Source organism: Pseudomonas sp. H1_D05 (assembly GCF_054682705.1).
Genome location: NZ_CP162825.1, coordinates 569,428 through 584,269, shown reverse-complemented (window position 1 = coordinate 584,269; position 14,842 = coordinate 569,428). Strand labels below are relative to the sequence as shown.

Genomic DNA, 14,842 nt, shown 5'->3' with positions numbered 1-14,842 from the left:
TTATGAAAAAATTTACAGGTGGTTGTGCATTGTTGCTGGCGCTAAGCATGCCCACGGCACAGGCGATCAATCAGGAAATCCGTGCGCTGTTTCAACCCGACTCTTCGCAACCTGGCAAGAACCTGTTCGTCAACCAGACGCCCAATAGTGGCTATTGCGTGAACTTCCCTGCGCAGTGCGCCAGCAACAACATGTTCAGCATCGAGTTGCCTGTCCGCTACAGTTCCACTCGCGAGCTTTTGCCAGGCGACGATGTTTCGCTGCAGGTGCCCGCTGATTGGAAGCGGTTGACGGTGACCAATCAGGATACGCAGGAAACGGAGGTCGTAGAGTTACGTATCACCGGCATCGGCTCCCGATTTGTGCTGAGCGATACCGTGGATAACCTTACCGGAGTGGCAGCTCCCACAGGCCATGACATCCTCTGGGAGTCCCGCACGGGGTGGCTTTATGCGCCGGCGCCGTGCCAGGGTACCGGCGTGGCGGGATACAGCGAAAACACCTATCGTTTTTTCTGGCGTACGCCTGTGCAAGCGGCCTGTACCAAGACTGCCGCTTACCGCATCCCCTCGATGTACTTCGAGAAAATTGATTTTGCTTACGAGCTGAAAACTCCCAACCCGTTGAGCATGTCGAGCGGTCTGTATACGGGAGCGATCTCCTACAGCATGGGGCCCAACGGCGATTTCGATTTGGGGGCAGCGTTTCAACCAGACGACACCAACCTGACCCTCGACTTCGTACTGGACGTGCAGCACACCCTAAAAGTCGATCTCCCGCCGGGTGGCAACAAAGTGTCGCTGGAACCCGAAGGCGGATGGGCGCCGTGGATCGACAGCGGGCGCAAGCCGTCGCGGATCTTCCGCGACCAACCGTTCTTCATCTCGGCATCTTCGCGCTTCAAGGTGATGATGCTATGCAGTTCCCAGGGCGCGGCGTACTGCAACCTCGGCAGCCCTTCGGGCGATTCCGTTCAGGTCAAGGTCTCGATGTCCTTGCCTGCGGGAATCGACGGCCCCGGCGGTGGCCCCGTCAGCAAAATTCCACTGCATTTCAACAGTTGGATGGGGCCGTTCCAGCCAAACATGTACGTAGAGCGCAAGGGCGGCACGCTGCATTTCGAGCTGGACCCGTTTGCGATCGAATTCCTCCTGCGCCCCGGCAAGAACGACCGGCTGCGCGGCAACATCACCATTATCTGGGACTCGGATGCGTGAGCGCTCCAGTCCGGCCCTTTTCGATTTTCATGGAGTTGAACGCGATGAAACGTGGTTTTCTGCTGGGCGTGCTCAGCGTGTGTTGCCTGACGGCGCAGGCCGGCCCGCAAATCAACGTCGGCACCGTCTACGACTATCTCGACGCTGATAAAAGTACTTACCTGAAACGCGTATTCAACAGCGGCGATGCCACGGCCTTCGTCAAAGTCAATGTGCTGGAGATCATCTACGGCGCCGATGGTGTGCCGCAGGAAGTGCCCGTGCAAAACGCGGCCGACGGCGCTTCACGCAATGGCGTGATGGCCAGTCCGGCGCGGCTGATCGTCCCGGCGCAGGGCATGCAGGGTACGCGTTTGCTGTACATGGGCGAGCGCGATCGCGAGCGCTATTTCCGCGTGCGCTTCGTCCCGGTGGTACCGGAAAAGGAAGACGAATTCGTGGTCAGCAGCGAGGAGCGCGAAGACTACAAAAACTCGCTTTCAGCCGGGGTCAACGTAATGACCGGGTTCGGCACGATCTTCTTTGTGCGGCCGAAGGACGCGCGTTTTGCCACCGTCATCAATGACACCGAAAAACGCTATGAACTGCGTAACGATGGCAACACCGTGCTGATTGTCGATGAGTTCAAGAGCTGTTCACTGAGCAAGGAAAGTGACTGCGGCGCGACCACCAAACACCACGTGCTGGCGGGCAAGACCTTTGCCTTCGACAAGGAAAAGGGCCGCGAATACCGCTTCTTCCTGATCGAAGGCAGCGAGAAAAAAAGCATGAAGACCGCCAGTCGCTAGGTTCGTTTTCCATTGACCCATCGGGTAACCAACATGATCAAGCAATGCACCGCCGCCGCGCTGGTGGTCGCCACTGCGCTGACCGGCGCCGGGGCGTGGGCCGCGCGCGAAGAGCACACTTTCGAAGTGTCCCTGACCATTCCCAGCCGCCCGTTCTACATCATTCCGGCAGAACCGGACTGGATTCACCGGCCACAGCGGCTTGAGTGGGACTATCAGCGCTCGACCCTCAGCGGGCTGATGCGCAATTTCGATGTGCACCATGACAGCAGCGCGATCGAAGCGCGTTTGGTCTTTGACCCCTATCTGGATAATGGCCGCCCCGGCGGAGTGATCGATCTGCGGGTCTCTTTCAATGATGTCGAGCTGAGTTCGCACGCCACTCCGCGCCAGGTGCTGTCCGAGGAAGAAGCCGCCAGGAGCAAACGCGTGGCGTTGAAGATCGATCCGATCGAGCCGGAAGGGGGGTATCTCTCCGGGGATTACCAAGGCACGGTGGTGCTGATGTTCACCGCCAGGGCGCCGGGTGCAGAATGAGCGCGGTTTGGCCTGACCCAGAGCACGCAAGCCCGGTACTGCTCGAGCAATATCGGTATGCCCCCGGCATTTGTAAGCGGTCAAGTCGCCGGGCAGTGCGGCCAGTCTTTGTCGGGGCTGGCCGGGTTGTAAATCGTCGTAGTCAGAGACCGGCCCTGGCCATGGCTTCACGGGTCAGTTTTCTGGAAAGCGCTTTGCGCTCATAAGCGATTTTTTCGATCAAGGATTTGTAAAACTGCTCGCTCATGGCGTCGCCGCTGAACACTTCTGCCTGGGAAGCACCCAACAGATCGACGAGCCTTTCCATTTTTCGTATCAGCTCATTCAGGGGTGTCTGAGGGACGGAGCTGGCATACTCCGCCTGCGCGCTGCGCAGGTCTTCGAGCTGCGCTGATTTATCGTCGAACAAACGGTCATTGGCTTCGTACTCTTGCGGGTGGGTACGGTATAAATATTCCTCCCAGAAGTTTTCGGAGGTGAGGTTGATCATCCCGTTGACCAGTCCGTCACCCTGTTCGTCTTTGATGATTAACTTGTAGGCGGTCTCGATGTTTTCCGCAGAGACTCCGGAGACACGGGGGTACAGCATGCTTTCGGACTGCCAGGGCAGCCCCAGTTTCTCAGCCAGGCCTATCTCGAAAGCCAGATGGATTTCCACTTCGTCCGGCTCGGGGTTACCGGGGTCCATACGCTTTTGTTGCTTCTGATTTTTGTACTCGACCCCGGCTTCATCGGCAACCCGGTCCAGCCGGGCTGCGCTTTGTGCCAAACGGACCAGCCTGGTGTCCAGTTCGCTGGCTGAGGTCGACCCGGCATAGGCCTTCGATACCAGCACTTTCATTCCCAATGAGTTGAACAACTGGGCGCCGAGATCCCCGCAATCTTGCGGTGACACAATCTGCTTGAACAGTTTTTCTCGCAACCGGGCATCCAGTGCGGCCGCATCGACCATGTCCCAGACCCTTTGGGTCAAGCGTCTGCGACCGTGATCCGTTCTGTATTCGGCACTCTCTCGCTGCTTGCGGATCACACTGAAAAAACCGTCCGAATAGGGTTCGGCCATCAGGTCATGCCAGGAATCCTCACGATATTTGCTGAGTGATCCCGACGGACTGAAGTCAATGGAATCCTTCGGGAACAATCGCCAATAGCTCAACTCGTTTTCGGCGGCCGGAAAGGAATCCTGCACGAAAGAGAGGCCTACGGACTCTCGGTACTTGCCATAGCGTATGCGATCTTCCATGGACAAACGTTCCAGATCGAAGCGCGCTCGGCTCAGGATTTTGGCCTGAACGGATCCGGAAGTGACCTTGGGCAAGGTGTCGATTGGCGCCTCGCGCAGATCCAGAAAGAAACTTTGTGGTCGCTGTTTTTCGACACCCTCGACGTGAAACAAACCTTTCGGCCAGGTCTGGATTTTCGTTTTGGCCAGGCGCAGTTCAGTCAAGTGATCCATTTGCCCGACATCCGGTGGCTGAAGCAGGGGATTGCCGTTCAGGTCCAGCGTTCGCAGTTGATCCAGCCTGGCCAGGTCCTGGCTGGATTCGCCGGTCAGTGTAATGGCGTTATCGGCCAGATCCAGATCTCTGAGTTGGCGCATCAACCCGAGGATGGAGGGCATTTTTTTCAGCCCGCACTGGCGGGCGCTCAATTGGCGAAGGTCAGGGAAGTTACTCAGCAGAGCGCTGGGCTCCGGGGAAAGGCGCGCCCGGTCAAGTTTCAACGCGGTGATGCGATCAAAGTATTTCTTCATTTTCGGACGGCTGCGCAGGTCATTCCACCAGCGCTCGAGGTCGTGACCCAGAAACTCGGAAGACAAGTCCAGCGTATAGCCTTGCGCAGGATGCACGCTGCGCTCACCTGAAAACTCGCTTTGGCGATCAAAGCAATCAATCAGCCGTGTTGCAATAAATTGACCGCCTTCGTGCAAGTAGTCCGATGACAAGGGCATGTATTCTGATTCGGGGTCCGATTCGCGATACCTGTTACCCCAACTCGCCAGTTCTTCGTGCAATTCCTTACGATCGTTTTCAAGGCGCACGATGGCGTCGACGGGGTCGCCCTTGCGTGCCAATGCCTCGATGAACGCGGTTACTTCCCTTGCACTCATTTTGGGGTACAGGTCGCTGACTCTTTCCTCCGGTGTCGATCGACGGAAAAGCCGTGGCCAGCCGCGCACCAGGGTGGCAGTTTCAATGCTTGCCACCGGGCGAATGGGCGGTTCGGCCAGCACGGTCCGGCGCTCGGCCGCCGGCGCGGCTTTTTCCATGATCCAGCGTTTCAGTGCATGACTCTGGCCGCGTCGATGGCCCAGGACCGATTGGGTCTGTTCGGGCACCGCGCGCAGAAGCGATGTATAGAAGTCGTCGGCCTCATGCAGCTCGCGGTTGTTGCCGTCGAGCACGGCATAGCGCCCCTGTTCATCGCGGATCAGGCGTCGGACGCTGGTCGCATCCGGCGCTCCGGCACTGCAGCGCAAAGGCCCATCCCAAGTGCCGTCGCGGACTTCGATGAGCAGGTTGCTGAAGCTGTCAGTGTTGAATTTCAGAGTGTTGAGGGCCAGTCGTTCGGTGTCGACGGTGATCAGGTCATCGTGAAAAAAGCCGTCGTAGGCGCGGGCGGCGCTGGCTTCGAAATCCAGTTCCCGGGCCTGGTTTTTGAGGCGCAGAGGCAGGCGTTGTTCGTCCGCGACTCTTTGCAATTCGGCCCGGCTGGCCTGGGCCACGACTTCCTCCGCCAGCACGACCGGAAGTTTTGGAAAGGTCTGTTTGACCACGCGGATGTCGGCGTTTGCGGAGCGTTCACCGGCCAGGTAAATATGATGCGCGACGGCGCTGCGACGCTCGTCCACCGCGTCCGCGAGCCGATTGCGCAAGCGGGCGATACGTTCGTCGCGGGCGGCGGCGTGACCGGTCAGATTATTCAGATCTTCGCCACCGAGAAAGTCCACCACCCGCTCCGCCAGCCGGCCAGTATTGAGATCGGCCTGGCTGATGCGCAACGTCTCCGCCGGCGCAGCCTGCGGATTGCCGTACTTGCGCGAGTAACCACTCAGGCTGGCATCGGCAAACACCTCCAGCGCTTTGCTGTAAGGCCAGCCCGGCAAACCGGTCAACACCGGTTCCAGCCAGACGGCCTGTGGATCGATCGGGCGGCCCGCGCGGATGTCGGCAGTCGCCGTGAGTACATCGTCGTAGGCGCTGAAGCGCTTGACTGTGTCGGCCAACAGCGGCGGAGGCGGGCTGTTGTCGATATGCATCTGACGCAGGGCGTCGTGATCGGTGCCGCTGCCGATGCGGATCTGCTCAAGTTCCGCGGGCGAAAAGCGTTCGACGCTGTGGCCCAGTCGTCGCATCAGCGCGTCATTCGGCCAGTTGTGCGGGGTCTCCGCTTCATGCACCCAGGCGCCGTGGCCGTTGTGTTCGATTTTCGGTCGGTAGGCGTTGGCGCGGCTCGGGTGCTTGATACGGTGGGTGTTGGACGTCGCATCAGTCGTGGCCTTTTCGACGACATACAGCTTGCCTTCCAGCGGCAGGACGTGTTCGTTGCGGTACTGATGCAGGCCATGGCGATCGGGTTTGGCGCCGGGCGAGAGCATCAGTTCATTGCGCTCGTAGGGACTCAGGTCCGGGTGCCATAAGCTGTTTTTGCCATTGGGCAGCCTGACCGGTTTCATGCCGTCTACCAGCGACGACAGTTTGACGCGAAAGGTTTTGCCGATCTGCGCGCCGGCGGCGAAGGCGGCAAACTGAATGATGTCGGTGACCACACTGATGACATGCCCGGCAGCGTCCTGCCAAAGCCCTTCGGCCAGATCAACGATGCCTTCGATCACATCGCTGGTCAGCTGGTAGGCCGTGTAGGCCATCATCAATTCGCCCAGCCCCGGCACGAATGGTGTGGCGATCAACAGCGCCACGTTGAAAATGTCCGAAAGGATTTTCTTGAAGTTGTCCCACCACGCCCAGCGCGCCTTGCTGTCGGTGTCGGCGGTGGAGACGGCGATCTCCCGGGCGTCGTTGAGGATCTTGTTGAGCTTTTGCTGATAGGCGTGGCGCCAGTAATCGCCCTGCAATTTCACCCGACCGAACTGCAGGTTGGGATTGTCCAGCGGGTCCTTGCGCCACGGTGGTTGCTGATCGGTGGGATCCTGACGCGGGTGATACCTGACAATGAACAGGCGTTGCTCAAGCTCGGCAAAGAAATGCCCGCGCTGCTGATGGTCGACAAACTGGCTGAAGAACTGACGGTAGGTCTGTTCGGTCCACTCGCTGAATCGGTCTTCACGAAGCTGGCGCACCAACTCCTCCCGGAAGGCTTTCAGAGAGTTGTACTCCTTGACCGGGTGATCCGGGTCGTGGGGAATGTAGACGATCAGGCGTCGAACGCCGCGGCTGTCCGACGCCGCGTGCGTCAGCAGCAGAATCCCGGTCAGCCGGGTGCCTAGCAGTGACAGGTCAGCGCACTGCATCGCGCGGCCATTGAGCAGCAGTTGCGGTTTTTCCTCGGTCAGGCTCAAGAGCATTTTGTAGGCGTCGTACTGGATATCGTCCTTGATCAGGGCCAAATGTGCGGCGACGGCGAGGGCGTCCTTCTGACTCTCGTTGACCTTGTACTGCAGCACGCTCTCGGCCAGCGGTTCGCCGGGCAGCAGGTAACTTTCCAGGTGTTTTTTATACCGCGCGCCGATATCCAGATCGCGGCACAGCGCCTGAAACTGGCTGATGGGCATGGCGCTTTTGATCGGTACGACATCGAACAGACCGCGCTCATCGGGCTCGCTGATGTAGTCCGAGCCATGGCCGACCGTTTCACTGCTGGCGAAATTGTGCAGGGCGGCATCCAGCAGCGAGACGGTGCGGGTCACGACACCTGCGGAAAGGTCGATGGCGTACCACGGTTTGTCCTTGGGCAGATACAGGCGCAGAAAGGTGCTTTTGACGTCCGGCTCGATGCCGTGCCGCTCCTTGATTTTTGCCTTGAGCAGCGGCTCGGCGAAGGCATGGAGATCGATTTTCGCCAAGAGATGATCAACCTGGTTCTGCGATCCCCAGGCCTTGAGGTTGGCCGCAGCGAGTTTGTTCAGATACGCGGAAGGTGCTTTGGTGTACCAGGCTTCGTTCTTCAGTGGCGAAACTGCCAAGGCGAGGCTCCGGGTGACGGTGGCGCTTTTGAAGTTGTCGTTGACGGCGGACTTGATGAATTCGTAGTGCCGTCCTTTGTCCGCGTTTTCCGCAGGCAGGGGGGAGAGAGACATGGCCAATCATCCTTGATTGTTGAGGAGTGATCAGCCTACTCAGGGCAGGGCAAAACAAAAGTTCAAAGATCGGGAGGCAAACGGCTTTGCGCAGCGCCAATTCGACGAAAATTCGAATCTGAAAAATATATAAATACCACCCGCTGAAGCGAAAATTCGTCACCCTGATGCAGAAAAAGCCGACACGATTTGTTACCTCGCTGTAGGGCGCGGCGCTTCGAGCATCGCCACGCTGGCGGTCTGCGTCGGGTTGCACTGTGAGTCGCTGCCCGGTTGCAGATACGGCGTCAGAATCGGCGCCATGCCCTTGAGCACCTGCACTGGCAGGGCCGAGGTGAACTTGAAGTTCTCTGCCGAACGCCCCGGAACGAACGCGGTGAGGGTGCCGAAGTGGTGATCGCCGATGTAGAAAACGAACGTCGCCGTGCGGTTGATCGACTTCGAACTGAGGATGCGTCCGCCCGAACCGATGGCTTCGATCCGGTTGTCGCCGGTCCCGGTTTTGCCACCCATGGCCAGTGGGCTGCCATCAGCCAGTTTGAAACTGCCGGAAACACGTTTTGCTGTACCGGCGTCGACCACTTGCGACAGTGCCTCGCGCATGGCTGTGGCGACCTCGGACGGCATCACTCGTTTACCCACGTGCGGGTCATTGACCAGTTGCGTTTCGTAAGGCGTGCCGGCGGCGAAATGCAGGCTGTCGATGCGCAGCGTCGGCATGCGCACGCCGTCATTGAGGATAGTGCCGATCAACTCGGCCAGTGCGGCAGGGCGGTCACCGGAGCTGCCAATCGCGGTGGCCAGCGACGGCACCAGATGGTCGAACGGGTAGCCGACTTTCTGCCAGCGCTGGTGAATTTCGAGGAACGCTTCGATCTCGAGCATGGTGCGAATACGGCTGTCGCGGGCGCCCTTGTGCTTGCTCTTGAACAGCCAGCTGTAGACTTCCTGACGTTCGAAGTGACTGGCCTTGACGATCTCGCTGAAGGTCGCGTCCGGGTGGTTCAACAGGTAGCCCATCATCCACAGGTCCAGCGGATGCACCTTGGCGATGAAGCCTTGATCGGGCAAATCGTAACTGCCGGGACCATAGGAATCGTAGAGACGGATCAGGCGATCATCGGTGAGTTTTTCGGTGAGCTTGGTGCCTTTGAGGTGCGAGCGGACGAACGTATTGAAGTCTTCCTGACTGGCATCGGGCAGTAGGTAGCGATGCACGGCGGCCATGCGGATCGGCGTCGGGCGCATGCTGTCGAGGAAGGTGTCGAGACGCGCCTGTGTGTCTTTGTTCCTGTATTTTTTCCAGAACTTGAGCTGGAACGCCGTGCCTTCGCGGTCGGCGAAACTTGCCAGGTATTCCTGCCGGCGCGGATCGCGATCGTCCTTGAGCAGTTCGGCACTGCTGTTGGGCCCTGAATAAGTGACATAACGCACCACATCGCGCATCAGCCGAATGAACGGCAGGTTGATCGATTCACGCAGGGCATCGCGCAGGGTCGGTATGCGGCCGTTGTCTTCCTTGCGGAAGTTGTGGAATACATGCAGGCCGCCGCCGGTGAAAAACGCCTCGCCGGGGCTGGCCGAGTATTTGCGGTCGAGGGCTGCGCCGAGCATCTTCGACAGGTCGTGATCCTTGTTCTGGATCAGGTAATCGATGACCCACTGGCTCAAACGGTCCTGATCGGGGACTTCGACTTTCTTCAGTTCCGGCACGCCCATTGCGCCGTACTTGTCGTGCAGTTCGGCGATGATTTGCAGGTAAGTGGTGAGCACGCGCATTTTCGCGGTGGAGCCGAGTTCGAGTTTGCTGCCTTCGTTGATATCGAACGGCTGGTCGGTGCTATCGGTCTGCACCCGCACGCGGGAACCGTCCGGGGTCAGTTCGAAGAGGGTAAAGCTGTAGCGCACTTGGGTGGTGCTGGTCGGGGTCAGCAAACGTTCACCGAGCAAGCCGATTTCGGCGGCGTAGGCCGGGTCGGCGAGTTTTTTCAGGTAAGCGGTGGCCTGGGTTTGCAGGTCGCCCTGCAGGGTGCTGGTGGCCGAGAGGTCGAGGCGGTCGAGGTCGTACAGCGGCCGGTTGAGCATGCTCGCCAGACGACTGCGGGCGACGCTGATGCCTTTGTTGGTTTCGATCGGCTGAAGGGTCGGCTGGGTCTGCCAGTCGCGGTAGGTGACTTTGCTGGTCAGCGCGGCATCGGCCAGGGCGTTGTCGATCACACCGTTCTGTTTGAGCAGGCGCAAATGGCTGTCGGTGAGGTCGGCAAGCTCTTCGCGGCCCTTGGTCAGGTAATGCGAAGGGCGGCGCTGGGCGATCATCAGCGACAACATCTCGCGCAGGGCCAAACCTTTGGCAGCCATGGTCTTCGCATCGGTGGCCGGGCTGTTCAGTTGTTCGTTGGCCTGATTGAAGTCGCTGCCGTACCAGACGCGCAGGCCTTCGGCCATGCCATGCACTTCGCCATGCCCCGGCACCGCCGACAGCGGCACGCTGTTGAGGTAGTCACGCACGATGTTCTGCCGTGCCCCGAGGGTTTGCGGGCCGGGCTGATAGGCGCGCACGCTGGCCGACATCATCTGCCGCAGTTTCTCGGCACCGGACACCGTCAGGCCATCCGGGGAATGCCGGTACTTTTCCAATTGCGTCGCCAGCGTGCTGCCGCCCGCCGACTGCCCCGGCAGGTGCAGCAATTTTGCCACTTGCGACCACGCGGCCATGCCGAAGCGCGGCCAGTCCACCGCCGGGTTGGCCAGCGGCTGTTTCGGGTCGAGCAGGAAGCGGTTTTCGATGAATAGCAGGCTGCTGACCACCACCGGCGGGATGGATTCGAAACTTGAATACAGCTGTTGTGGGTAGTTGTACTTGTACAACGGTGCGGCGCGGCAATCGGTGATCGACAGTCCGGCCTGAATCTTTTCCGAATACGGCACGAACAGGCCTTTGTCGGTGTAGCTGAGCAGTGCCGGGGAAAACCGCGCCTGCTCGGTGATGACGTAGTTGCGTTTGAGCAGGCGCGGCAGGAATTCATCCAGCGAGCTGTAACCCAGGCGCAGATCGAACGGCCCATTGCCCGGATAGCGAATGGCTTCACTGGGACCGGGTTCGAGGGTGTACGTCAGCGACGCGGCGTATTGGCTGAGCTCACGCGACTGGAAGCGCGAAGTGCGCATTTCCTTGGACGCAGCCAGCCCCACGACGATCGCGATAATCACCAGCAACAACCAGAAAGCCTTCCACCCATGCCGGTTGCGGCGGGGTTTTTCAGGGACAGGCGCTTCATCCACTCGTTCAGTCGGAACCACGGCTTTACTCGAATCGGTTTGCCACAAAGCGCCCATAGTCGATTGATCCATTCACGCAGATTGATCGGACTTGTCTGAAGCTTAGACGGTGGTTGAGGCTGGTGAAAAAAATGTGCGATCGGGGGCCGGCTGGCAGCCCCGGTACGGAGAGTGCGGTGCGACGTGGCGCTTTGAGAGACCGCGAATCAAGAAAACAAATATGTAACTTTTTAGTGAAGGTTATTTATATGAATGTAAGTTGCTAAAGTCTGGTAGTACTCATGGACTTCGCCTGTTGAATGTTTTGTTGTTAACTCGGACTTCAATTTTATTTCTCTGGGATGAAGTCATGTTGGAATCTCGTGGTCAGGTTTTCAGTATTGCCGAGAATATTGATATTGTTAAGGCTGCAACGCCGTCAGCACTGTTGGGTATGTCAAAAGAAAACCTTGAGATGTTAAAGACGTTTGATGCCGATGCGCCACAATGGTTAAAGATTGCGTCGCCGAAACAACGCGAAGAAGCGCGACGCCTGATAGAAGAAAGTGTCGCGGCGCATACGTTGCTGAATAGCGCCATGGCCTCCGTGAAAACACCTCATGAATTCGCCGCGCCATTGCTGGCAAAGGCCATCAAGGAAAGCTCCGGGCTGGATCTGGACGTCAATCGGGTACAGGTGGATTTGTCCGGTAAAAGTGATTTTCACAGCTCGCAGGTTCCACCCGCTTCGCTGCTTGACGCCGCCCTGCATAACCATTCGCCTGAAAAAAAGGCTATGTTCTTTTTTAAACCGAATTGCTATGTGACAGTTTCAGGTGGAAAGACAATCGACGTCGGACTTGATGTTCATGAGTTCATCGGGTTATGCCGACAACTGGATATCGGCAAACAGTATCAGGCCTATTTGCATGATGAACTTCATTGGGCTGACGGCAATGCTCGCGACAAACTGAATAAGCTGTTCGTCAATTACCAGAAAGCAGCACTGAGGGCTGCGAGTTATATTGCCTTATGTAAGGGTGATATTCGCCCGGAACATTTTGCAGCGTTGATGTCGAGTGCAGCAGGGCAGGAACCTGTTCACGTCAACGGTAAGACGCTGTGGTATCGAAGCTTGAGTTTCAATGAGTTGCCCGTACACAGCTGTATCATTTTCGAGATCGCCGATCCGGACGATGAAAGCATTCTGGATGACCTGCTGCCGACCGTTGACGGTTTCGCCAATAACGATTTCATCGCCTACATTCCCGACGACCCCGATCATCCCGTAAAGCACTACGCCACAGTGACGGCACTCAAGGCCCGATTGACCGAACAGTTCGTGCGCCGCGCTGAAAGTGACTCACCCAAGGCGCCAACGGCCTATCAGCATTTCTTCAGCCGGTTCTTGCGTTACAGGGATCGGTCGACGTTCTACTACAGCTTTACCGAAGAGATTCCAACGGCGTCAGGCAAGCCGCGGCTATGGGATCATCAAACCCGTCGGCAAAAGCATGATCCCGATTTTCTTCTGCAGCTCAGGGTGCTGGACCCTTCAGGTGATCCCTGGGTCCAGCACTATGACATCTGGACAACATTGCAGCGGGAGTTCAACCAGCGGATTTTCAGCGATGCCCGCGACGCTGCCGTGTCCAATGCCGATGCCGATGTGCGGGATGAGCAATCCTTGCTCGCGATATTCCTCGAAGTCGGCCTGGCCGCGCTGAATGTACTGTCTTTTGCCGTACCTCCATTGGGCTTGGTCATGCTCGGAGTGTCCGCCGTGCAACTGATGGACGAAGTGCTGGAAGGGCTTGAAGATCTCAGCAAGGGCGATAGGGAAGCCGGTTGGGAACACATCACCGACGTGCTGGAAAACATCGGCATTGGTGTGGCGACGCTGCCGTTGCTGGCCGGCGTTCATTCGGAATTCACGCCGATTGAAATGCCCGGTGGACAGAAGCGTTTGTGGAAGCCTGACCTTGTACCCTATCGAAGCGATGTGTCGTTGGCAGACGTGGAACCTGATCCACAGAATCAGTTTGCGGTCGGCGCCAGACACTATGTGAAGGTCGAGGACGGCGTCTTCGAGAAAGTCATCGAGCCGGCCACCGGGCAATCGAGAATTCTGCACCCGAACAAACCGCAGGCTTATCAGCCGATTGTTGAACAAGATGGCGCTGGCGAATGGCAGCATGCCTTGCCGCCGCCTTCGACATCAGTCGAACCGCCACCGGCCGGGTTCAGTAACAGGCAATTTCGTCGCTATGCCGTCAAACCATCCGAACTCGCGCGTCTCAGCCCGGCAGGCAAAGGCATCTTGCAAAGTGCTGACGGACTGCGCCGTTATATCCGCAATATAGATGAGCGCGGCAAGGTCGCAGTGTACCGGGTCAAGAATGATTTCACCCTGAACGCGGAAAGTGTCGACGTCCTCCTCGTCGATTCGGCTTTCAACGAACTTGCGCCTCGCAGATACCGGCAAGTGGCGCCGGATCAATGGCAACCGCAGTCGCTGTTCGGCGGCAATATTACCGATGATCTGCATGAAACGGACGTTGTCAGCGGACAGCAGCCAGGTACCTCCGGCAGACCCGTTTGGCTGCGCCCGCCTTTCAGCCGCGAACTTTTGCCCAACGGCCTGTGGGAGCCTCGGATCGAAGTGGTGACGCTCAACGATGTTCGCCATCTTTCCTATGATTGGGGGCCATTTGAATTCGTCCCTTTCACGGGCAGGCCGACGAATATTCATCAGGCTCTGGCCGCCCCACAATTTGATCATCTTCCTGTCAGCACTGATCTTTTCAAGTCGCAGTTCTGGTCGGATGTCCTCAACGTAGACCCGCAAATGACCAATACCCAAGGAGGAGGGCAGATGATTTTTTCCATGCAACGGATGACCACGTCCGGCGCGGTGGACAGTGAGTTCAATGCCATCAGCGTGTGGAGCACCCCTAACGAACTGCCACATCAGAGCAATGCGTTGTTGGGGTATTGGGCTCCTCAGGGAGGATACGTGGACATACCCGTTCACCCGCGATGGGGTGAGCCCGATCATGTGTTTACGCCCGGGTTCAGCGGCTGCTCTTTTACCGTGGATCAGATGGGGGAAAATGTCCTGCGCGTCAGACACGTGGAAGCGGGCAAGGAAGCTGCTCAATACAACGATCTACCCGACCACGCACATGGTTGGGGGTTGAGTACCGCCATGGAGTTTCCGGATTACGGGTTGCGTAATGATGAAAGCGGCAACGCGTATATGATTCTGACGGGGTTCGCCTACATGAAATATGAGCGGACGACGGGTGAATGGATGCTTCACTACCAAGCCCAGTACGGTGCCCCGACCATTGCACAATATTCCGTTAAAGATCCCGGTTTTTTTGACAAGCCAACCCGACAGGCGAAAGCCTTTCCTCAGAACAAGATCATCAGAACCGGTTCCAAAGTCGTGAAAACCGTGACCGACCCAGCGCGGCAAAGCAGCGCGGCCTGATAGCGGATTCCTCTGGATAAAAAACGCACGTTGAAAAGACGATGCACCAAGGTTGTGCAATACTCGCCACCGCTTTTAGTGGCGAGTTTTCCTACAGCTACCAGTTGATCTGCTCGATCAACTGCCTTCTTTGCGGTAACTCCCCCTTAATCTTGTGATTTATAGAGTGAAATGCCCTGCCAAAGGCTTTTTATACTGCACGTCCCGCTGATCTTGCAGGCTGTCCTGCAAGACGTGTCTGCTCACAAAGCAGGCGCGGTTTCATTTCAAGCCAGGGCTTATCGGCCGA

6 protein-coding genes are annotated in these 14,842 nt (G+C 57.9%); 4 read left to right on the top strand and 2 right to left on the bottom strand.

Features of this window, described 5'->3' with window-relative positions; all coding sequences use genetic code 11:
* Positions 1-2 precede the first annotated feature (2 nt).
* Genes AB4O11_RS02620 through AB4O11_RS02610 form a run of 3 tightly spaced genes read left to right on the top strand, consistent with a single transcriptional unit; the run spans position 3 to position 2,542 of the window.
* Positions 3-1,217: a hypothetical protein gene (locus tag AB4O11_RS02620; RefSeq protein WP_460130059.1), complete on the top strand. Its 1,215-nt coding sequence runs from the start codon at positions 3-5 to the stop codon at positions 1,215-1,217.
* Between the two features lie 44 nt (positions 1,218-1,261).
* A complete protein-coding gene (locus AB4O11_RS02615) occupies positions 1,262-2,005 on the top strand; it encodes a pilus assembly protein (RefSeq protein WP_093430612.1) in 744 nt (247 codons plus the stop codon).
* A gap of 33 nt (positions 2,006-2,038) precedes the next feature.
* Positions 2,039-2,542, top strand: coding sequence for a CS1 type fimbrial major subunit (locus AB4O11_RS02610; protein ID WP_186622944.1), 504 nt, complete (start codon positions 2,039-2,041; stop codon positions 2,540-2,542).
* Between the two features lie 142 nt (positions 2,543-2,684).
* On the opposite strand, the gene AB4O11_RS02605 is transcribed toward AB4O11_RS02610, so the two are convergent.
* Both AB4O11_RS02605 and AB4O11_RS02600 read right to left on the bottom strand, forming a co-directional pair.
* Positions 2,685-7,799 (bottom strand): dermonecrotic toxin domain-containing protein, encoded by a 5,115-nt coding sequence (locus tag AB4O11_RS02605; RefSeq protein ID WP_460130056.1) that lies wholly within the window; start codon positions 7,797-7,799, stop codon positions 2,685-2,687.
* Positions 7,800-7,991: 192 nt separating this feature from the next.
* The gene (locus AB4O11_RS02600) at positions 7,992-11,135 is read right to left on the bottom strand and encodes a transglycosylase domain-containing protein (RefSeq protein WP_320336394.1); all 3,144 of its coding nucleotides are present in this window, start codon (positions 11,133-11,135) and stop codon (positions 7,992-7,994) included.
* 292 nt (positions 11,136-11,427) lie between these two features.
* Here AB4O11_RS02600 and AB4O11_RS02595 point away from each other — a divergent pair, with 292 nt between their 5' ends.
* Positions 11,428-14,553, top strand: a complete 3,126-nt coding sequence (locus AB4O11_RS02595) for a dermonecrotic toxin domain-containing protein (RefSeq protein WP_460130054.1) — start codon at positions 11,428-11,430, stop codon at positions 14,551-14,553.
* The last annotated feature ends 289 nt before the right edge of the window (positions 14,554-14,842 follow it).

What these genes read in the sequence shown, in the direction of transcription:
- AB4O11_RS02620 (WP_460130059.1), top strand. Translation starts at nt 3, where the DNA reads ATGAAAAAATTTACAGGTGGTTGTGCATTGTTGCTGGCGCTAAGCATG.
- AB4O11_RS02615 (WP_093430612.1), top strand. Translation starts at nt 1,262, where the DNA reads ATGAAACGTGGTTTTCTGCTGGGCGTGCTCAGCGTGTGTTGCCTGACG.
- AB4O11_RS02610 (WP_186622944.1), top strand. Translation starts at nt 2,039, where the DNA reads ATGATCAAGCAATGCACCGCCGCCGCGCTGGTGGTCGCCACTGCGCTG.
- AB4O11_RS02605 (WP_460130056.1), bottom strand. Translation starts at nt 7,799, where the DNA reads ATGTCTCTCTCCCCCCTGCCTGCGGAAAACGCGGACAAAGGACGGCAC.
- AB4O11_RS02600 (WP_320336394.1), bottom strand. Translation starts at nt 11,135, where the DNA reads ATGGGCGCTTTGTGGCAAACCGATTCGAGTAAAGCCGTGGTTCCGACT.
- AB4O11_RS02595 (WP_460130054.1), top strand. Translation starts at nt 11,428, where the DNA reads ATGTTGGAATCTCGTGGTCAGGTTTTCAGTATTGCCGAGAATATTGAT.